Source organism: Paenibacillus sp. NAIST15-1 (genome assembly GCF_001894745.1).
In the GTDB taxonomy this organism is placed as follows: Bacteria; Bacillota; Bacilli; order Paenibacillales; family Paenibacillaceae; genus Paenibacillus_B; species Paenibacillus_B suaedae.
This window is the reverse complement of the sequence record NZ_BBYF01000006.1, coordinates 74,142-94,606: the sequence shown is the minus strand read 5'-3', so window position 1 is coordinate 94,606 and position 20,465 is coordinate 74,142. Positions and strand designations below refer to the sequence as shown.

The window sequence follows — 20,465 nt, the reverse complement described above, 5'->3', positions numbered from 1 at the left end:
CGGCTTTTTCTATTCCCTAGAAGGAGTTGATAACATGGCAGGAGGAAGGAAAAACAAGTACCAGTCTCACGTTGAACCCAAGCTCCTGCTTGTAGAAGCATGGGCGCGTGACGGGGTTATAGATGAGGATATCGCCAAAAAACTTGGTGTGGCATATTCGACTTTTCGGGAGTATGTCAAAAAGTATTCGGCATTATCGGCAGCCTTAAAAAAGGGCAAGGAAGTAGCGGACGTTGAGGTTGAAAATGCGCTGTTTAAGCGTGCAACTGGCTATCAGTATGATGAGGTGACCCGAGAAGCCGATAGGCAGATCGATCCAGAAACAGGCGAGTGGATAAACGTTATGGTCGAGACTAAACGAGTCACGAAGGAAGTACAACCAGACGTTACGGCACAAATATTCTGGTTGAAGAACCGTAGACCTGATAAGTGGCGCGATAAGCAGGAGATTGGACATAGTGGCAACGTGGAAGTCAATAACCCGCTTCAGGGCTTAACCACCGATGAGCTCAGGAAGTTGATACGAGATGGTTGATATAGAGACGATCAAGCTTTACGCCAAGATCGAACTGGCACGGCGTGAATTCTTCGGATTTTGCCAGGCAATGGCTCCTGACTTCTACAAGGACGATAGACAGTATCTGAATGACTTGTGCAATGAGATGCAAGACTTCTATCAGTCAGATGACGACATATTGATCGTCAATGAGCCGCCACGGCATGGCAAGTCCAGAACGGCATCCATGTTCGCCCAGTGGGTATTCGGACAGGATCCATCAGCAAAAATCATGACTGGCTCCTATAACGAAACGCTGTCCACGACGTTCTCCAAGGCTGTCCGAAATGGCATAAGCACAGCCAAGGCCGACCCTACAGTAATCGTATATAGCGACATTTTCCCGCATACCCGGATTGCAAAGGGTGACGCTGCCATGAACCTGTGGAGCCTTGAGGGTGGTTATAACAACTATCTGGCAACGTCTCCTACGGGTACAGCAACAGGCTTCGGGGCGAGTATTTTGATCATAGACGACCTTATCAAGAATGCCGAAGAAGCCAACAATGAGGCCACGCTGGAGAAGCATTGGGACTGGTTTACGAACACCATGCTTTCCCGCTTAGAGGAAGGCGGCAAAATCATCATCATCATGACCCGTTGGGCAACTGGTGACCTGGCAGGCCGTGCGCTTGAGCATTTCAAAGAGGAACGTAAGAAAGTTCGTCACTTGAGCATGAAGGCGCTGCAGGACGATGGGACGATGCTCTGTGAGGAAGTGCTAAGCCGAGAGTCGTATGACATGAAGGTACGAGCCATGGGAGCCGACATAGCCAGCGCCAACTACCAGCAGGAGCCCATTGACATTAAAGGTCGCTTGTACAGCTCGTTCAAGACCTATGAGCAGTTGCCGGTTGATAGCCACGGTGAAGCGTTGTTCACTGGCATTTACTCCTATTGTGACAGTGCCGATCAGGGATCAGATTACCTTTGCAACATCATCTGGGGTGCATATCAGAAAGAGGCGTACGTCCTGGATGTCATATATACCAAGGAACCAATGGAGATCACAGAGCCCGCAGTCGCGAAGGCTCTTTTTGCGTTCCAGGTCAATAAAGAAAGAATTGAGTCCAACAGTGGTGGCCGATCATTTGCGCGGAATGTGAAGCGAATCCTGGAGGTGGATTTGAAGAGCAACCGAACAGATGTGAGCTGGTTCCACCAATCGAAGAACAAGGTTGCACGTATAACGTCCAACGCCACTTGGGTTATGAATCATGTTTACTACCCAGTCAATTGGCGTGATCGATGGCCGGAGTACCACAAGGCCATGACAAGCTACCAGCGTGAGGGCGCGAACAAGAATGATGATGCGCCGGATGCTACAACGGGCATCGCAGAAACAATGTACCTGTTAGGAGGGTAGGAATGGGGTGGTTTAAGAACATGATCATGAAGATGCTGAGGATCCAGCCAGCGCAGGATAACAAAATCATAACGATCAAGGAGCCGTTCAGCTATGAAACGAATGTGCTGCGGAACCGGCTCTGGTATCGCGGGGATCCGAGCGAATTAGACCAGTTTTACAAGCAGACGGCATCCGATAGTGTAAGTAAGTCGCGCTTCTGGGCAGCTGTTCCGTCCGATGATCTGGCTATTAGGAAGATCCATTCAGGGCTTCCAGCAATGATTGCTGAGCGCCTGTCTGATATCGTCGTGGCTGATATGGACGGCATAGAGCTGGAGAACGAGGAGCAGACGGACTTATGGAATGAGATAGCCAAGGATAACGACTTCGACGAGTTGGTGGGCGAATCTATCATCGAGACGCTTGTAGCTGGTGACGGGGCGTTCAAAATTACACTGGATACTGAAATTACCGAGTATCCGATCATCGAGTTTTATTCGGGGGATCAGGTCAGCTATAAGCGTGATCGTGGACGGCTTCAGGAAGTCATCTTCTACACCGATTACCGCTTTAAGGATAAGGACTATCGCCTTGAGGAGACATTTGGGCGCGGGTACGTTCGGTGCCGATTGCTGAATGCCGATGGTAAAGAGGTTCCGCTATCCTCGATACCGGATACCGCTGAGTTGGCCTCTGAGATTACGTTTGACGGCGACTTCATCATGGCCGTACCGCTTGCGTTCTTCCGGAGTAAGAAGTGGAAGGGCCGAGGCAAGTCCATTTTCGACTCGAAAGCTGACAGCTTCGATGCTCTCGACGAGGTCATAAGCCAATGGGTGGATGCTATACGTGCCGGGCGGGTACAGAAGTACATTCCTGAGGACTTGATCCCTAAGAATCCACAGAATGGGGCTCTGATGAAGCCTAACCCGTTTGATAATCAGTTCATTCGCATCGGCAGCGTAATGGCCGAGGATGCAAAAGGTCAGATCGATATGGTACAGCCCGCTATTCTATTTGAGGCGTTCGTGGCCAGCTATGCAAGCGCCCTGGACATGTGTTTGCAGGGCATTATTAGCCCATCTACACTTGGCATCGATCTCAAGAAGCTAGACAATGCTGAGGCGCAGCGCGAGAAGGAAAAGGCCACGCTTTACACCCGTGGCAAGATCATCGAACGGCTGAATGAGGTCATTCCTCAGCTAGTCGATACGGTGCTAAAGGTATATGACACGATGAATAATCGAACAGCTGGCGATTACGAAGCCAGCGTTGCGTTCGGGGAGTATGCCAGCCCGAGCTTTGACAGCGTTGTAGAGACGATCGGAAAGGCGAAGACATACGGCATCATGTCAATTGAACAAGTAGTCGAAGAGCTATATGGAGATTCTTGGACCGATGAAGAAAAGGACGAAGAGGTCATGCGGCTGAAAGTAGAGCAGGGATTGACGTCGATGGATGAGCCGCAAGTCGGTGAGAATGACGAACCACCTGAAACGGTACCCCCTGAATCTGGTGAGGTGGAATGAGCGAGCACAAAAGCCCATATGATATTGGTCGCATCTTTACCGAGATGACTTTGAACCTGATCGCTTCCTTAAAACGGAACTTGTCCAGGCACAAGCGAGAAGAGGAAAAGGTAGGATTTAAGTTTGACCAGTGGCAGCTTGCGAAGCTGCGGAACATCAAGGACTACCGGAAAGCAAACAAACAGATTACTGATCAAGCATTTAAAGAGGCAGATAAACTGGTTGATGAGGTGTTGCGGGATAGTTTTAATACGGGTGAGCAGATTGTTGAGCAGGTTGTCAAAAAAACTGTTTCTGGTGAAATCAGCTTACCTGAAGACTTTAAACCTCCGAAACCAGTTGAACCGGAAGCTGTGAATACAGTGAAGCCATCACCAAGTAATACTCCACAGCCGAAGCCAGTTCTACCGAAAGCATCACCGGAGACTGAATTCTTCAGGATGAATGAAAAGAAGTTGACGGTGCTGCAAGACAGCGTAAAAGGTGACCTGAAGAAAGCGCAGCATGGTGTACTACGTCAGATGGATGATGTGTACAGGCAGGTCATATACAAAGCAGAGATGCATATGACTGCCGGGGCTAAGTCACTTAATCAGGCGATTGATTTGGCTACGAAGGAGTTTCTGGAGAAAGGAATCGACTGTATCACCTATTCGAATGGTCGTCGCGTCACGATATCAGCCTACGCTGAAATGGCGCTTCGGACAGCATCGCAGCGCGCTACGTTTCTGGGGGAGGGCAAAAAGCGGAATGAATGGGGGATTTATACGGTTATTATGTCGGCTCATAATAACTGTTCAGAGCCGTGTATGCCGTACCAAGGAACTGTGATGATCGATGATATATATACAATGATTGGTAAAGAACAAGCACTGCAGCTAGCTAAGGAGACCGGCTATGTGTTGTTGTCCGAGGCGATGAAGAATAATGCCTTTCATCCTTATTGCCGTCATACTTTAGCTACATACATTCCAGGTATCACTCAGATGCCAGCCCCTGTGGACGAGAAGATGGCCAAACTTAACTATCAAGCCGAACAGCGGCAGCGCTACATGGAGCGTCAGATCAGGAGATACAAGCGGCTTCGCGAGGGCTCACTGGATGAAGATAATCGTAAAAAGTACAGTGCAAAGGTGCAGGAATGGACTAACCATCTAAAGCAGCACCTAGAGGACAATCCTCAGCTGCGTAGGGATCGATACCGAGAGTAGATATGAACAACCAGACACCTGAGAGGGTGTTTTTATTTTGCCCTGTCGTATGGCTCTAAACTAGGCGTGCTCAGACCGGAGCATAACGGCACGCTCCCATAGCTGGAGAGCAGCTATAAAAATCTATGGAGGATGATGATATATGGATTGGTTGAAGGAGCTTTTGAAGAAGTTGGACGTCGAAGAATCCAAAATTGATGGAATCGTTGCAGAGGTTAGCAAAGAGCTGCCGAAGTACACCGTTCCGAAGGACAAATATAACGAGCTGTCAGAAGCGAAGAAGAAGGCCGAAAAGGACGTTACTGATCGTGACAAGCAGATTGAGGAACTTGGAAAGACTGCCGGCCTGTCCGAGGACTTGAAAAAGCAGATTGAAACATTGACTGCAGCCAATAAAGAAGCTGCCGAAAAGCACGCTGCTGAACTAAAGGAGATCACACTTACTAACGCTATTTCGGCCGCACTCAACGGTAAGGTACACAATGAAAAGGTTGTAACTGGACTGATTAATAGAGAAAAGTTGGTCGTAGGGGATGATGGCAAGATTGTAGGACTAGAGGAACAGCTTTCGAAACTAAAAACCTCTGATGCGTATCTGTTCAAGTCGGATGACACCCAACAGCAGCAGACGCCTCCGGGATTCCGTGTAGGTGGTGGCGGCAACCCGAACCCACCGGCTGCAACGGCTTCTCTCAAGGATGCAATAGCAGCCCATTTCCAAAAATAATAATTAGGAGTGATTCATAATGGCAGTAACACTGAGTGAAGCAAAGAAAAACGTTCAAGATGCGTTGACTATGGGCGTGATTGATGAATTCCGTAAGAATAATTTCCTGTTGGAGAATCTGACGTTTGACGACGCTGTTTCTCCAACAGGTGGCGGTGCAACACTGACATACGGCTACACACGCCTTATCACTCAACCAACAGCTGCTTTTCGTGCCGTTAACGAAGAGTACACACCGCAGGAAGTTACCAAGCAGCGGCATAACGTGGATCTGAAGATCTTCGGTGGCACATTCCAAATTGACCGAATCATCGCTGGAATGGGCGGCATTGTGTCAGAGGTGCAACTGCAATTGGAACAGAAGGTAAAGGCTGCACAGGCACTGTTTAACGACACGGTAATTAACGGAGACTCCGCAGTAGAAGCGAAGGCATTTGATGGATTAGAAAAGGCCCTGACAGGTTCTAGCACGGAGTATCTTCCAACAGATGCCATTGACTTATCAACATCCGAAGCAGTGGATAAGAACTATAAAGTGTTTTTGGATCAATTGGATGAGTTCCTCATGGGGCTAGACGGAACACCTTCTGGCATCTTGGGTAACTTGAAACTGATCGCAAAAATTCGCGCATGTGCCCGCCGCGCTGGTATGTATACGATCTCGCGTGATGAGTTTGGCCGTCAAGTTGAAAAGTACAATGAGACGCCGCTTGTTGACCTTGGAGCAAAAACCGGTACTAATGATCCTGTTGTTGGAACGAAATCGTCAGGGGAAACTTCGTTGTTCGCTGTGCGTTTAGGCTTGGATGGTTTCCATGGAGTTTCGATGGCTGGACAACCGCCTGTTCGCACATGGCTGCCTGATTATACGACATCTGGAGCCGTAAAGACTGGTGAGGTTGAGATGGTTGCTGCTGTTGCACTAAAAGCAACAAAGGCTGCGGGTGTCATGCGCAAGATCAAAGTATCGTAAGGAGGGATGAGAAACATGGCCAAAGTAATTGCACCGAACAAAGAATACACCGGTATTTCTGCTGGTGTAACGTTCGCTAACGGGGTTGGAGAAACGGAAAACCCTCACCTTCTCGAATGGTTCGAGTCAAAAGGGTATGAGGTTGAAAAGGAGCCTGTAACTGAAGAGGATAATCAACCTGGCGTTTCACCTTCTCCTGAATCCAGTGTACCTCCAGGCGAGGGAGAACAAACAGAGGCTGCTGAAAAGCCATCGAAGAGCGCAAAAGCCGGGAAGTAGGTGATCGTATGACCTATGCAACGGCAGATGATTACGATCGGCATGGCGACGGCTTGATTCCTTCTGATAAGTTGGAGAAAGCACTGGATCGAGCATCCGATCAGATCGATCGGCTAACATTTAATCGCATTGTGGCGTGTGGGTTCGATAACCTCACGTCTTTTCAACGCATCAATGTGACCAAGGCCGTTTGCCAGCAGGCGGATTTTGTATTTAAGTATGGTGATTATCTTACCATGCCCTTGTCTGGCTACAGTGCTGGTAGCACCAGCATGACGTTCAAAGCAACTACTGGTGCCGGTGGAGTACAGACTACGGAAGTAGTGCTTGATCTGCTCATGCCGACTGGGCTGACGAATAGGGGGCTGTGCTGATGAAATTCCCGTTCCCAAGGTGGAACCAGGTCACGCCGGTCAAAGTGTATCAAACAGAACTAAGTGAAGACGGTGAGCCTGTCGAGGAGATAATCTTCGATGGGCTCTGTTGTTATGATGAGAAGTCCAGGCAAGTGCTTAATGCAGAGCGGCGGCTGGTTCAACTTTCGGGCCTGATAATCATCGAGGGGGATATTAACCCAAGCAAGAAAATTGAGGGCTACGTGCTGATTGGAACAGATCAAAAGAACATCTACCAAACGAAGCGGCCGCGTAATCCAGACGGTAGCGTGTTCAGTACAGAACTGGAGTTGAGCTGATGAAGGTAACCACAAGGGTCACACTCAACCAGGCAGCTCTAAATAATTTAGATAAGATCCAGCAGCAGGCGATTGAAATGACGGCGGAAGCTGTCAAGTCGGATATCGTGACTTCTGCAGTCGTCCCGAAGCAAACAGGGGAACTGGAGCGTAGCGGACATGTGTTAGTAGAGCAGGGAACGGCAAGGGTCATTTTCGATACCCCGTATGCTCGTCGTTTGTACTGGCACCCAGAATACAATTTTAGGACCGACAAAAATACTAATGCGCAGGGTAAATGGATGGAGCCATATTTAAGCGGTGACAAGAAGGAGTTTGTCGTAAAGTCATACGGTACGTTCTTTAAGATGGCAGCGAAGGGGCTGATCAAATGATGACGTTGGCCGAAGTAAGAGATTGGCTCAAAACACAGATTGACTGTCCTCAATGGTATATAGGGGAGATAGATGGTAACAAACAGCAATGTATTGGCCTCTACAATACGACTGGGGCGCCCGTTCGTATTGCTGTGGGGGGATTGGCAGCGACAGGCTATCAGGTCAAAGCAGTATCAATCCTTGTTCATTGGGGCAAGAACGCGAACGTAGCAGAACAGAAAGCGCAGGAAGTATACGCCACCCTATTCGGTCAGACAGCAGAAATCGGTGGGAAGAGAGTCGCCATGTTTAAGATGCCACAGCCTGAACCAATCAGTGTTGGAACAGATAGTGAAGGCGTGTACGAATATGTGATTGAAACGCACATTTATTATGAAAGGTAAGGTGAGAACATGGCTGCAGTAACAAGCGGAGTATTCCCGGTATTTGATATTAAGTTTAAGATCGGTACCAAAGGCAGGGCATCTACAGCGAAAGAGATGGTGCTGATCAAGGAGATGGAGACGTTTAGTATTGCCATCGATACGAATGTTGAAGAATGGACTCCAATGGAGACAGAAGGGTGGACACGGCGTCTTGCCACGGGGAAAGGGTTTAGTATTACTCTAAATGGCAAGCGACATGTGGGCGATCCCGGGAATGATTATATCGCCAATACGGCTTGGAAGTCAGGACTTGATTGCTCCAGCAAAGCGGAGATCGAATTTCCAGACGGCAGCAAGTTGGAATTTGATTGCATTGTGAGTGTATCAGCTCCTAACGGTGGTGACAGTACGACTGTATCTGCATTGGAATGCGAACTTCAATCAGACGGCAAACCAAACTATACACCAGCTCCTACTACTCCTTAAACGGCGGTCGCTTAAGCGGATGTGTCTATTTAATTTCGAGAGGATGATTGAATTTGGCAAAGACAATTGATATTACAGGTAAATTGACCAATGAGCGCCCGGTGCTGAAATTGGGTGAAGGTAAGGAATACCCGATTGATAACCGTAAGAATACAGTTTTAACAATTCAGGCTAAGATGAACGAAGCTGGTGATGGTGCAGCATACCTGGACGAAGTGCTTGAACTTGCACTTGGGAAGGAAGTCGTGGCGGAGATTAATGAATCAGATATCTCCTTCGCTGATTTTCAAATAGTCTTCGTGGCTGCCCTTGCCGGTGCACTCGGAGAAGAATTCGAGGTTGTTGAGGCTCGATTTCTCGCGGCCAAGCACGAAGCCTAATACCTGGTATGACCTGTACGAGGATTGGCCCCTCATTGAGGCATCCATTGCCGCACAGTACGGCATTCGCTTGCGTGCTGAGCCGGATATGACTTGGGATGAATTTTGTACACTGCTTGCTGGGATCATGCCAGAGACGCCACTAGGTCAGATCGTATCGATTCGAAGTGAAAATGATAGAGAAAAGTTGAAGAATTTCAGTACGGAGCAGCATCGAATTCGCAACGAGTGGCGGGTACGGGGAATGAATCAAGTCAAATGGTCTGATGAAGAGAAGGCCAAAGCCGTACAGGAATTCCAAAATATAATAATGCAAGCATTCGGATAAGGCGCCATCACTGGCGTCTTTTTGTTTGTCCGGCAAGGGGGTGAACGAGTGTCGGATGAAGTTGGAAAGGTCAGTCTTGGCCTAGAGCTGGTAGGCGGTAACGATCTTACTAAGCAGATCACAGCGGCAGCTGGGGAGATCGGACAGCAGCTTACTAAATCCCTGCAAAGCACTTTTGGCGGCTTTAGCCTTAATGGGTTTGCGGCTAATATATCCCAGACGCTGAAGTCTACTACTGAAACGGCAATGAAGGGAATTGCCGATGGTATGGAGCAATCCGTAGCTGCCGTTGAGGGTCGCCTAGTAAAGTCTATCGATACGGCAAGCCAGGCCATGAAGCAGTCCATAGAGGAAAACAAAACGGCAGCGGAACAAGCGATCGACAGCATATCTGGAAAGCTGTCTGGCTTAAAAGGGCCTAAGTTTCTAGAGAAATTAAAGCTTTCAGGTGACATAACAGCTGGTGCACAGGCGGCTTGCTGTTGTAGTGATGGTTCTAGTAGCAATTCAGGTAGTGATTCAGGTAAACGAACAAAGGCTAAGACAAAAGCGTCTCCTGAACCCTTTGATTCTGACGCTGCCACGGCAGAAGTAGAACATCTCACAAAGGTGCTGGATAACACTAACGCCAAGCTGGAGCTGCAGCACCAAAAGCTGGCTGATTTAAAAGAATCTTACGAGAACACTTTTAACGATGCTGCAAAAAGTAAGCTGCAAGAAAAGATACTCAACACGGAATCCACTATTTTGCGACTGAGCAAACAATCAGATGATACGGCTGCGAAAATATGGAAACTAGATGACGCAATACAGCAGGCTGCGACAGCTACCCAACAAATGGGACAAGTCGCAAAACAGGCAGCAGCTAGTAACCAGCAAGCAGCCCAAGCATCGAATCAGGTTGCAGTAGCATCACAACAAGCAGGGCAAGCAACGGGTCAAGCAGCACAGCAGTCTAATCGGGCGAACAAATCTACAAACAAGCTGACCAGCAACTTGCATAATGCGGCCAGAGCAGCAGCGGGGGCCGGAACATCTTTCAACACGGCTGGCCGGGATTCCGGTAAGATGGGTAACCAGTTTACGGCAGCGTTCTCCCGTATTTTAAAGCAGGTCTTTGTGTTCTCAGTCCTATATAGGGCAGTCCATGACTTTAATTCCTATCTGGGTGCTTCGCTCAAAACAAACGCCGAATACGCGGCCAGCCTGAACGCGATACAGACAAATTTACGCGTAGCTTTCCAGCCAATCTATGAGGCTATTCTGCCAGCAATCAATGCCTTGATGTCGTTCCTAGCGAGGGCCACGGCCTACATAGCGGCGTTTATATCGGCGCTCTTCGGTAAGACATACAAACAGTCATATGACGCGGCCAAGGGGATTGAAACGGCTAAGAAAGCCATGGAGGGCTACGGCAAGAAAGCAAAGAAAGCAGATAAGGATGCCAAGGGGGCACTTGCTAGCTTCGATGAATTAAACACCTTGGATTTCAGTAAGAAAGACGATTCACCTGATGCCGGTGGTGGAAAAGACTTTGAGATGAAGATGCCTGAAATGGATATCGACAGTATCCAAACTCAGATGGACAAACTGGCCGCTGACGTTAAAGCCGCTTTTGATGGGGCTTGGCAAGGGGTGAAGTCCGGATGGGATTGGCTGGTGTCAACGTTCGGCCCAAGTTTTCAAATTGCGTGGGGAGAGATATCCCCGGTGTTGGATCGCGGGAAAGAACAGTTCAGAAAGATGTTTAATGACGTCTTGACTTTAGGTGAACCACTGAAGAACTGGATCCATAATGGGCTGATCCCATTTTGGCAGAAGGGCATAGAGCTCGCTGGGCATGTACTGGCGGGTTTAGGTGATAGCGCACTTAATGTTGTTGAGACTCTTTGGGATTCTGTCTTTCCAATCCTATCTAAGTTTGTTAGTGAGGGGCTTCCAATGCTGACCGATTTCATGATGGGTGCGCAGGATATATTCAGAAGACTATTTGATGTTGCTAAGCAGATTTTCGACGACATTTGGCGCGGAGCCGTTGGCCCGGCCATGAAGTTAATATCAAAGGTTGTCCAGGATACTCTTGACATCATTTTCAAATGGTGGGGAGAATGGGGCAAAAAGATTATCGGCGGACTTAAGGACACATTAGATGGAATTAAGAAGTTATGGGATAGCCTATGGAATGGGTTCCTCAAGCCTTTCGTAACCAGTATGTTAAACATGCTGACTCAGCTATGGGATAAGCATCTGAAGGGCCTTGTCAAGGAAGTTCTGGATTTTGTCGGCAAGCTTGCTTCAGCTGCACTCGATATTCTCAATAAGTTCATCCTGCCAATCGTAAATTGGTTAGTGCAGAAGCTGGGACCTATCTTTGCGGAAATATTCAACGGCATCTTAATTGTTATCGGTACGGCACTAGGCGGAATTGTAGACGCAGCTAGGGGGATTATTAAAGCGCTCGGTGGCATTATTGATTTTATCGCCGGTGTGTTTACGGGTGATTGGAAGCGTGCATGGGAAGGAATCAAGACATTCTGTGGCGGCATTTTCGATGGTATCGTCGGCCTATTCAAGGGCGCGGTCAACATGATCATTGATGCGTTTAACTGGATGTTGCGGCAGGTCAATAAGCTCAGTTTCGACATCCCTGATTTCCTGGGAGGCGGGACGTTCGGTATTAAGGTTCCAGAGATTCCACGCCTTGCTAAGGGTGGGCTAGCATATGGCCCAACGCTTGCAATGGTCGGAGACAACCGAGGAGCTTCTGTTGACCCAGAAGTAGTGAGCCCGTTAAGCAAGTTACAGGACATGATCGGAGCGAACAACCAGCCGGTTGTGGACGCACTAATGATGATCCTTGATGCTTTAAGATCCGGAGATAAACATACAGTGCTTCAGATTGGAGAAACAGAGTTCGGGAGATTAGCTATCAAAACTATTAATAGCGCCAATCGGCAAGCAGGTCGCAACTTACTACTCATATAAAATCCAAAGCGACTAACGAAGTTGGAAAGGAGGACTATGTATGCAATTGAAAATCAATGGGCAGGACATTGCAGCCTACCCATCCCAGTTCACTGTGACGACACTTGATCTTGATGACGGGGAATCTTCCGTCCGGACTGCAGACGGTACACTCAAACGTGATCGTATAGCGGTCAAACGACAGATTGAAATGACATGGGGGCAGTTACCATGGGCAACGGTATCTGCGCTCTTACGGTCTATGGAAAATGTATTTTTTCCAGTAACCTATCCCGATCCTATGACAGGTAAGTATGAGACAAAGACTTTTTACGTAGGTAACCGCCCAACCCCTTTTGCTGTCTCTAAGGGCTCAGAGATTATGTGGAATGGGCTGAAGCTGACCTTAACAGAGAGGTGATTTGATTGTATCCAATATCGCCACTCTACACTGATTATCTACGGCGCCCGGATCGGGAATTTATAGTCAAGGCAACTGTGGGGAATGAGGAATATGACAATACCAGAATCGTAGATTTTTCAATTGAAAACAGCCTGAGCCTGTCAGATGGTTTTGAATTAGGTACGGCAATCCCCAGTAAGCTCACTATTAAGTTACGCACGAATGAGATTGTTAAGCCGAATGCTCGAATCGTACCCTATCTGTCTTTGTCCATGGCGGGGATGACCTGGCTGCAGGCACAGTATCCATGGAATGACATGGACATTAATTGGAACGGCTCCAGTACAAATTGGCTGCCCCTAGGGGAGTTCTTTGTAGATTCGAGAGAAAGAGTCAATGACGTTTGGACTTATGTCTGCTATGACAAACTAGTTTTCGCAGACGTGGCCTACATATCGTCCCTGACCTATCCGGCAACGCATAAGGCGGTCTTTGACGAGATCTGTGCGCGGCTAGGCTGGATCTATGACAACACTGTGGTGATTAATCCTTCCTATAAGATTCAGGTAGGGCCTGCAGGTTATAGCATGCGTCAGGTGCTTGCCTACATTGCTGCGGCCAATAGTGCAAGCATCTACATTGACAAAGCCGGTACATTAAAGTTCAAGAGGTTCACGGCGGCAGAAGAGCCTGTCTTTGCGATGACCACAGCAGATTATTTCACGGCCAAACAGGCTAATCCGGTCAAGACATATACCAGAATAGTGGCCACGTACAACACAGAGGATGATTTGTATTATGAAGCCGGTAGTGGCGATGAAAATCACACCCTGTATATCGAAAACCCGTTTGTGACGCAGAGTATGGTTAATGATCTGCTTGCCACGTTGAGCGGTTTTTCTTATTTACCGTTGACTATGAATGCCCGTGGTTACCCTCAACTTGAACAAGGCGATATCATTGCTTTTGAACAGCAGGAGGGAGCTACCTGGGATGAGACGGTTTCCACATGGCAGGATACTCACATCCCGTGGGATGGAATTGTCCGGTACAAGTCGATCATCTTACACCAGGTATTTAGTTTTGCCGGCGGGTTGAGAATGTCGCTCGAAGCTCCGTCAGTGTCGGCGCAGCAGTCAGAATTTGTCGTAGAGGGGTCATTATCACAGCAAGTGAATAAGCTGGACAAGACGTCAGTTAAAGAGGGAAAGAACTATTTTGGTGCGACCATCACGCGAACTGATGGGCTCATCATCGAGAGAGAGGATCATCGTTCGAAAGTGATTCTCAATTCGGATAAGCTCTCATTCCAGGCTAACGGACAAGACAAAATATACTTCGATCCTTGGGCTGGAAGATACAAGTTTAATGGTACGTTAGAGGCGACTGACGGCATATTCAGTGGCAACCTACAGGCTGCAGGTGGAACGTTTACCGGCACTCTTCGTGGAGTTGATGGAGACTTCAGCGGCGAGCTGCGAGCAGCACGGGGGACTTTTGCTGGCGACCTGCAGGCCGCTGGCGGAACATTTACTGGTACACTCCGTGGGGTAGATGGGGACTTCAGCGGAACCATAACCGCCTCTACTATAAACGGTGGCACGATTAACGGAACAACCATTATCGGCTCTTCGATAAAGACAGCTGTATCTGGCGGAAGAATCGAGCTTTCCCCAGATGGGTTTTTATTCTATGACAACAATGGTAGGCAGAGAGTGAAGCTTGGATGGAATTCACAAGCAGATATCTCGGGCCACACATATTACAACACGTCTGGTTCGCCAATGGGGATTGTATATGCTATCACTGAGGAAATGCATGTCATTGGTAACCGTGACTTACGTCTCGGTGCAAGTGGAACGATTTATTTACAGGGGCCCGTAAACTTCAATTCTTCAGTATCGGGGCTAAGGTTGGGTATCAGTGAAATAATTGGACTACGAGACAAACTGGATTCATTGCAGTCACAACTCGATAATCTTCAGCGCTTATTTAATAACCATACGCATTCATTGTATTTGCCTAGCCACAACCATGGTAATAAAGATAACCAAAACTGGGGGGGCCAATCATTTACTACTACATCTCCGAAGTGATAATATGTAGGTAAATATTGTTACGGAGGTTTTGCTCTATGAAAAAATGGATGTATCTAGTAAGTGGTGTTGTTATCGGTGCTCTGGTAACAACCGCAGGCAGCGCATTTGCTGATCAAATCAAATCGCTTGTGGGCGAGAAGGTGACTGGAGAATACACTGTAGTTGTCAATGGTAAGGCATTGCAAGATAAAGGTGCTGTGATCAATGGGAGAACCAATGTTCCAGTACGTGGTGTGTCGCAAGCGTTAGGAGCTGATATCAGAGTGGAAGGTAAAAAAATAATTGTGACATCTAAACAAGCTGTAAATGCTTCGGTTGGAGGTTCAACTAAAGCTGATACAAATGGGAATAAATATATGGCGGATTCTAAAGAGAGCCTAGAAGTTTTAAGAGATAGTATAAAGAAAAATAGAATCAAGCCTGCTGTTGAGGAACGTCAAAGCATTGTCGAAGAGATTGAGACCTTGAAAAAATCGCAGGAGAAATCAGGGGAGGAAGCACCCGTACTCGTAGTAATGGAAAAACAACTCGATGAGTATGATGCAATCATCGCAAGAGCAAACGAAGACCTTCGTCTTGTCGAGGAAGCTTTAGCAGCAAAGAAATAACCAAATACCAATTATTCAGGTCTCGCTAATAGCGGGGCCTTTTTGTTTGGAAGGAGGCATTTATGGCACAAGTACAACCTATCATTCGCATTGAGTTGGATCCAACCCAGCCCGTGCCCGAGATATGCGCTGTCATCATGGCCGTGACTCCATACCATCCTGGGCAAGAGAAAGCAATATTGCTGGGTGTTCAGGAAGCCATCGAGAAACGGCTAAAGCAATTGAGCAAGAAAGGAGATGAGGCTAGTGGCAAATAAGTATTGCAACCTTGTTGGTACGAAGAAGATAAGTGAGGACTTCAACAACATCAATATCGGTTTTGATAAGGTGCAGCAGGACATGGACACAAAGGGTACACCTGCAGACGCTCAAGTCAAAGCTGATGCTGCTAGGGATGCTGCCATCGCGGCAGCTGCAGCAGCTCTGACAGCGCACAAAGAGCGTGGAGCTGATGAGCATCCTACGGCTAAGGGGAACGCAGCAGGTTTTATGTCAGCGTCAGATTACACGAAGCTGAATGCAAGCACGCCTGCAGCCACTCCGGGGGCACTCGCTCAGCGCGATGCTGCTGGCCGAATGAAAGCAGCTGCTCCAGATTCTGCTGACGATGTGGCTCGGAAGGCTGAGGTAGATGCTGTTCAGGCCGACCTAGATGATCACAAGGCTGATAAGGTTGTCCACGTTACTCAAGATGATCACGATAAGCTCGGCAGCATCGAGGAGGGCGCTGAAGTCAACCAGCTTGCTTTTTCGAAGGTCAATGATGTGTCTGCCAAAAGTAAAAGCGACTCACTCAAAATTAAAGGCGGCATCGGTATTACCGTTACTTCTAATCCTGATACCAATGAAGTGACGGTGACAGCGACAGGGGATGCGACGCCAGGTAAGCATGCGGAAACACACCTTCCTGGTGGCACGGATGTAATACCGTTTGCCACGGTATCTGTTGGTGGGTTGATGTCGGAGCAGGATAAGAAAGACATCGAACAGTTGAAGACTCAGCAGGGGCAGACTGCAAATAAACTGGACGACCATTTAAAAAGTACAGCAGCCCATGCCGCAGCAGCTATAGCGGTTGATGATCCTGAGTTTACTGACAAGAACGTGCTTGGAGTGCTGAAGTATTTAAAGTCGCTTGCCAATAGCATAAAAACCAAGGTCGCCGCCGCTATTGGATCCCCAGCTAGAGGGGGAGATTCGGGCGACCAACTAGCACAAAAGGTTAATGATGCTAAAGCGGTGGGGGCATCAAATTTGGTAGCAAAGGGGGTCTCTGCTACGGCGACAGAATCGCTGGCTACCTTGTTCGGTAAAATCAGTAACATCATAAAGGGTTCGGGGAATGCACAGCCTCCGGAAGTGCTAACCGGTAAGACGTTTACCAACGATGGTGGCGTGCCATTAACAGGTACAATGCCGTTTCGCTCTGCTGAAAATGTCCACATGCCTAGCACCGCGCATACGGTTTGGGCAGGCGATAGGGTATTTTTACAACCGCCATTCGGATACTACGACGGAGCGTCGTGGGTAACGGCTCCAGCGCCGCACCTGAAGCCAGAGAACATTTTAAAGGAGGCAAATATACTAGGTGTTCAAGGAACGGCTCAAAAGGCCGCAGGAACAACGAATCTCGCCCCGAATTTTTGGTCGTCCATCAATTACAATAGGATTGTGCAAGGGAGATATTATTTTCGTGACGGCCTAATTTACAGCGGTTTTACGGAGAGTGTAGAAAATTACAATACTAGATACGGTCTACGGAAAGTAGATTACAACGGCACTATCGTGTATGAGCGCGAGTACGGAAGGGGCAGTCTAGATATTAGGGGATTTATGATGGGCGCAATCGCAGCCCCTAATCTAATGGCAGTCATCAAAGGTTGGGAAGAAATATTGGTGTACGATGACAATGGAAATTTGACACATCGAATTCCCCATAAAAATTTAAACCTAACCGATGTATCTGACATGATACGGGCACGCGGAAATGTATATTATTTCGAAGCGCGAAACGGGAATCTGCATGATTCCAGCGGGACAATCGTAGCTTCATTTGGACAATACACACAATCTGCAAATTCATACGCAGCGTATTTTGTTGACGAAAATACACTTGTACGGGATGGATACGGCGGATCAGGTACAATGCGATGGAATGGAAGTCAATGGGTAGCGGACACACGACATTTTGATGCGGCTCATATGGCCTTGTATTTGGCTGCACTAGCAGCGCGATAAGGAGAGGATTAAATGCAAGGATTAAGAATAACAAATATTTTTTCAGAGTATGAAGGCGATGTTGATTACAAGGGTCTGAACATAAAAAAGTTCGTCCCAGGTAGTCAAATTTATCCGACTGGTGAACAGGTATGTTATGTCATCACGAACGAGGAGAATATTCCAGAGCATGCCGACATTCTGCGAATCACAACCGACGAGTACGAAGCAGCGCGCGAAAAGTACATTGTTAATCCAGTTCGCCCACCGTCGCCGGAACAACAGCAGATAGACGCGTTACAGGCTACAGTTCTTGGCCTGATGGCACAAATTGCAGGAGGTGATGCTAAGTGAAGAGCCTGTATTATGACTTTTTAGTAGACTGTTGGCGTAAAGGGCTGGCGGACGAAAATAAGCTGGAAACATTCGTCCCAATTTTTATTTCAGACGAAGAACGACAACAAATTATTGCTACGCCAACAGTAGGCGCTACCGCATAGACGGTCAGCGCTATTTTTATGCCCTCGGTTAATGTCGGGGGCTATTTCTATTTCGAAGGGGGATTTATATGGATCGCTTTATTGAATTTGTAGGACAACTCGTAGGAGACTACGGCACGAAGCAAGTAGCTGCAGCTGGTGGTTTTGGTGTTGTTGGGGCGTACCTGTTCGGTGGTTGGCCGCTGCTGCTGCAGGTGCTTCTGATTATGACGGTGGCTGACTTTATCACTGGTATTATGGCTGCTGGAACAGAGGGCAAGCTGCGCAGCAGTCGTGGGCTTGTTGGCATCGCACGTAAGGTATTTATCTTTGTCATCATTTCGATAGCTCACCAAGTCGACACTGTTCTCGGTGACCAGCACATGCTTAGGGACGCCACAGTTTTTTTCTATATGGCGAACGAGCTGCTGTCTATTATCGAGAACGGCGGGCGCATCGGCGTACCTATTCCTGGTGTGATTAAGCAGGCAGTTGAGGTTTTGAAAGGAAAGGGTGGGAGTAACGATGACAATCGAAATTAAGCAAAGGCTGTTACCAGATGGGAGAGCGAACAAGCCAAACAAGCAAATGACACCCGGGTGGCTGACTATTCACAACACAGATAATGAATCTGTAGGAGCCACAGCAGAAGCACATTCGAAGTATTTGCTGAACGGTAGCGGCGGGGCGAAGAAGAGCTGGCACTACACGGTGGACGACAAGGACATATATCAGCATCTGCGTGACAACGAGCAAGGTTGGCATGCCGGTGATGGATCGGGTCCAGGTAATGCGACGAGTATTGGCATAGAGGTATGTATGAATGCTGGACTAGACGAACAGAAGGCGTGGGTTAATGCAGCTTGGTTGATTGCCAAACTTGCTAAGAAATATAGCATTCCTCTACAGCGGATTGTACCGCATAAGCATTGGACAGGGAAGAACTGTCCTAGCCGTATTTTGCCTCACTGGTCGAAGTTTTTGAACATGATTGATCGGGAGATGATCGGCCTGGACAAGCCGCAGCAGCCAGCACCTAAGCCTGATCCAGCAGCAAAAGATAATGTAACGGTTATTGTTGATGGCAAGCAAATTAAAGACGGGATCCTTATCAATGACGTATCATATGTGCCCGCCCGAGCGATGGCTGAGGCCTTTGGCGCTGGTGTCAAATGGGACCAGGCACATAAAGTGGTAACTATATCCAAGGGGGTGGCAAAGTGAGCAAGGCGACATACAGCAAATGCACGGCGTCAGATGGCGTCGTGCTTCACTCGCTTAAATGCAGCCCGAACGATGTGCAGCTTCGATCCTGCCGGACAAACGTACAAAGTCAGCCATTAGCCGCTGCTATCAATGGCGGCTTTTTTGATCCCCGAAATGGAGCCGTTCTCTCCATAGCGGTTCATGGTGACGTTCCGGTAAAGGGCAAGCGCGGAGAGTACGGCTCGGGTTGGGAGAATGCCAAGTATGCCCGTGGCACATTGGTTTGGGATGTAGCCTCTCGCCGCTATAGCATCCAGGTTGTCAGGTCGGCCGACGAGCTGCAGGTGTCTGATCGTAGCCGGTACTGGGCGCAGGGAGGCATATCTATGTCGCTGCAGGACGATGAGCACTGGCTGCAGATAGCTAGGCAGCAAAACATGCCTAACATGGTAGGCAAAACATATCGAACTGCAATCGTATATGGATCTAGTTTGAACATTTGGATGGTAGTCACGGATTCGCCTTGTACAGCGGAATCCTTTAGGATGGCCATCAAGCAGAAGATAGGCAGCGGCACGCTCACGGATGGCATTTTCTTGGACGGCTCTGGATCGTCTCAGTTAAAGCACCAATCGGCTACACTTAAAGGAGACGGTCGAACCGTTTATTCAATAGTAAGTATGTGTTAAGAGAAACTACGTCTCTCTTATTTTATACTTTTGCCTGTTTTATAGAATTTGATAGAAATGAGCTAGAACTTGTCCAACTCTCTGAACATAGGATGTATTATCTTTGATAAAAGGAGATGCATTTGAATGGGAAATGTAACGGAAAATAATTTCTCTGCTTTTAGTAGTGCGGAGCAATTATTAAAAGCGGGTGTGCCTATTTCATTCCAGGTGATAACAGCTAAGAATGGAAAAGGAATTACCCTTAAAGAGGGGACGGGAGAAATTCATCTTTCGTCTAATGCTGTTTATTTTGTGAGTTATACGGTTAGCGTGACTATTCCGAAGGAGTACAATGCTGCATCAACTATACTCAGCTTAAATGGCGAAACGTTAAACTCATCTCTTGCATCAAATTCATATTTTCCTCCAGGGGAAAAAGGGAATTTATCAGGGTCTGCCATAGTTAATACAAAAAAAGGAACTAATATCTTAATTTTATTTGGCGTTTTGGGCGAGACGGTATATGACAATGCGTGTATTAGTATAGTCAGAATAGCTTGATATA

The 20,465-nt window shown here is 47.8% G+C and carries 26 protein-coding genes; all 26 read left to right on the top strand.

Annotated features, from left to right (window positions below):
- The first annotated feature begins 34 nt into the window (after positions 1-34).
- The 26 genes from PBN151_RS15430 to PBN151_RS15310 all read left to right on the top strand — a co-directional run bounded on the left by PBN151_RS15430 (position 35) and on the right by PBN151_RS15310 (position 20,461).
- Positions 35-535, top strand: a complete 501-nt coding sequence (locus PBN151_RS15430; RefSeq protein ID WP_072729715.1) for a transposase — start codon at positions 35-37, stop codon at positions 533-535.
- Positions 528-1,922, top strand: coding sequence for a phage terminase large subunit (gene terL / locus PBN151_RS15425; protein WP_072729714.1), 1,395 nt, complete (start codon positions 528-530; stop codon positions 1,920-1,922). The genes PBN151_RS15430 and terL overlap by 8 nt, the downstream gene beginning before the upstream one ends.
- 2 nt (positions 1,923-1,924) lie before the next feature.
- Positions 1,925-3,433, top strand: coding sequence for a capsid protein (locus PBN151_RS15420; protein WP_072729713.1), 1,509 nt, complete (start codon positions 1,925-1,927; stop codon positions 3,431-3,433).
- Positions 3,430-4,644 carry a phage minor capsid protein gene (locus tag PBN151_RS15415; RefSeq protein ID WP_072729712.1) on the top strand — a complete coding sequence of 405 codons (1,215 nt, stop codon included), beginning with the start codon at positions 3,430-3,432 and terminating at the stop codon, positions 4,642-4,644. The genes PBN151_RS15420 and PBN151_RS15415 overlap by 4 nt, the downstream gene beginning before the upstream one ends.
- Before the next feature lie 142 nt (positions 4,645-4,786).
- Positions 4,787-5,371, top strand: coding sequence for a phage scaffolding protein (locus tag PBN151_RS15410; RefSeq protein WP_072729711.1), 585 nt, complete (start codon positions 4,787-4,789; stop codon positions 5,369-5,371).
- Between the two features lie 19 nt (positions 5,372-5,390).
- Positions 5,391-6,344, top strand: coding sequence for a major capsid protein (locus PBN151_RS15405; RefSeq protein ID WP_072729710.1), 954 nt, complete (start codon positions 5,391-5,393; stop codon positions 6,342-6,344).
- A 15-nt stretch (positions 6,345-6,359) separates the two neighbouring features.
- Positions 6,360-6,623: a hypothetical protein gene (locus PBN151_RS15400; protein WP_072729709.1), complete on the top strand. Its 264-nt coding sequence runs from the start codon at positions 6,360-6,362 to the stop codon at positions 6,621-6,623.
- A gap of 8 nt (positions 6,624-6,631) precedes the next feature.
- Positions 6,632-6,997, top strand: a complete 366-nt coding sequence (locus PBN151_RS15395) for a head-tail connector protein (RefSeq protein WP_072729708.1) — start codon at positions 6,632-6,634, stop codon at positions 6,995-6,997.
- A complete protein-coding gene (locus PBN151_RS15390; RefSeq protein ID WP_072729707.1) occupies positions 6,997-7,317 on the top strand; it encodes a hypothetical protein in 321 nt (106 codons plus the stop codon). The genes PBN151_RS15395 and PBN151_RS15390 overlap by 1 nt, the downstream gene beginning before the upstream one ends.
- Entirely contained in the window at positions 7,317-7,691 is a 375-nt protein-coding gene (locus PBN151_RS15385; RefSeq protein ID WP_072729706.1) for a hypothetical protein, read from the top strand. The genes PBN151_RS15390 and PBN151_RS15385 overlap by 1 nt, the downstream gene beginning before the upstream one ends.
- Entirely contained in the window at positions 7,688-8,077 is a 390-nt protein-coding gene (locus PBN151_RS15380) for a minor capsid protein (protein WP_227774712.1), read from the top strand. The genes PBN151_RS15385 and PBN151_RS15380 overlap by 4 nt, the downstream gene beginning before the upstream one ends.
- A 9-nt stretch (positions 8,078-8,086) precedes the next feature.
- A complete protein-coding gene (locus tag PBN151_RS15375) occupies positions 8,087-8,545 on the top strand; it encodes a phage tail tube protein (RefSeq protein WP_072729705.1) in 459 nt (152 codons plus the stop codon).
- Positions 8,546-8,598: 53 nt separating this feature from the next.
- Complete coding sequence (locus tag PBN151_RS15370; RefSeq protein ID WP_072729704.1) at positions 8,599-8,925, top strand: hypothetical protein; 327 nt, start codon at positions 8,599-8,601, stop codon at positions 8,923-8,925.
- Positions 8,885-9,253, top strand: a complete 369-nt coding sequence (locus PBN151_RS15365) for a Gp15 family bacteriophage protein (RefSeq protein ID WP_083545157.1) — start codon at positions 8,885-8,887, stop codon at positions 9,251-9,253. The genes PBN151_RS15370 and PBN151_RS15365 overlap by 41 nt, the downstream gene beginning before the upstream one ends.
- Before the next feature lie 48 nt (positions 9,254-9,301).
- Complete coding sequence (locus tag PBN151_RS15360) at positions 9,302-12,238, top strand: hypothetical protein (protein ID WP_072729703.1); 2,937 nt, start codon at positions 9,302-9,304, stop codon at positions 12,236-12,238.
- Between the two features lie 40 nt (positions 12,239-12,278).
- Positions 12,279-12,638: a DUF6711 family protein gene (locus PBN151_RS15355; protein ID WP_021260039.1), complete on the top strand. Its 360-nt coding sequence runs from the start codon at positions 12,279-12,281 to the stop codon at positions 12,636-12,638.
- A 5-nt stretch (positions 12,639-12,643) separates the two neighbouring features.
- The gene (locus tag PBN151_RS15350) at positions 12,644-14,716 is read left to right on the top strand and encodes a translocation/assembly module TamB domain-containing protein (protein WP_072729702.1); all 2,073 of its coding nucleotides are present in this window, start codon (positions 12,644-12,646) and stop codon (positions 14,714-14,716) included.
- A gap of 38 nt (positions 14,717-14,754) precedes the next feature.
- Positions 14,755-15,327, top strand: a complete 573-nt coding sequence (locus PBN151_RS15345) for a stalk domain-containing protein (RefSeq protein WP_072729701.1) — start codon at positions 14,755-14,757, stop codon at positions 15,325-15,327.
- Positions 15,328-15,389: 62 nt separating this feature from the next.
- Positions 15,390-15,584, top strand: coding sequence for a hypothetical protein (locus tag PBN151_RS15340; RefSeq protein WP_072729700.1), 195 nt, complete (start codon positions 15,390-15,392; stop codon positions 15,582-15,584).
- Positions 15,574-17,565, top strand: a complete 1,992-nt coding sequence (locus tag PBN151_RS15335; protein WP_072729699.1) for a hypothetical protein — start codon at positions 15,574-15,576, stop codon at positions 17,563-17,565. Before PBN151_RS15340 ends, PBN151_RS15335 begins: the two co-directional genes overlap by 11 nt.
- A gap of 12 nt (positions 17,566-17,577) precedes the next feature.
- Positions 17,578-17,898 (top strand): hypothetical protein, encoded by a 321-nt coding sequence (locus PBN151_RS15330; protein WP_072729698.1) that lies wholly within the window; start codon positions 17,578-17,580, stop codon positions 17,896-17,898.
- Positions 17,895-18,044, top strand: a complete 150-nt coding sequence (locus PBN151_RS31325) for a hypothetical protein (RefSeq protein ID WP_175560726.1) — start codon at positions 17,895-17,897, stop codon at positions 18,042-18,044. Before PBN151_RS15330 ends, PBN151_RS31325 begins: the two co-directional genes overlap by 4 nt.
- Before the next feature lie 68 nt (positions 18,045-18,112).
- The gene (locus tag PBN151_RS15325; protein WP_072729697.1) at positions 18,113-18,565 is read left to right on the top strand and encodes a phage holin family protein; all 453 of its coding nucleotides are present in this window, start codon (positions 18,113-18,115) and stop codon (positions 18,563-18,565) included.
- On the top strand, positions 18,549-19,247 hold the full coding sequence (locus PBN151_RS15320) for an N-acetylmuramoyl-L-alanine amidase (protein WP_072729696.1): 699 nt from the start codon (positions 18,549-18,551) through the stop codon (positions 19,245-19,247). Before PBN151_RS15325 ends, PBN151_RS15320 begins: the two co-directional genes overlap by 17 nt.
- Positions 19,244-19,918, top strand: a complete 675-nt coding sequence (locus tag PBN151_RS15315; RefSeq protein WP_072729695.1) for a phosphodiester glycosidase family protein — start codon at positions 19,244-19,246, stop codon at positions 19,916-19,918. The genes PBN151_RS15320 and PBN151_RS15315 overlap by 4 nt, the downstream gene beginning before the upstream one ends.
- Before the next feature lie 126 nt (positions 19,919-20,044).
- Complete coding sequence (locus tag PBN151_RS15310) at positions 20,045-20,461, top strand: hypothetical protein (RefSeq protein WP_072729694.1); 417 nt, start codon at positions 20,045-20,047, stop codon at positions 20,459-20,461.
- The last annotated feature ends 4 nt before the right edge of the window (positions 20,462-20,465 follow it).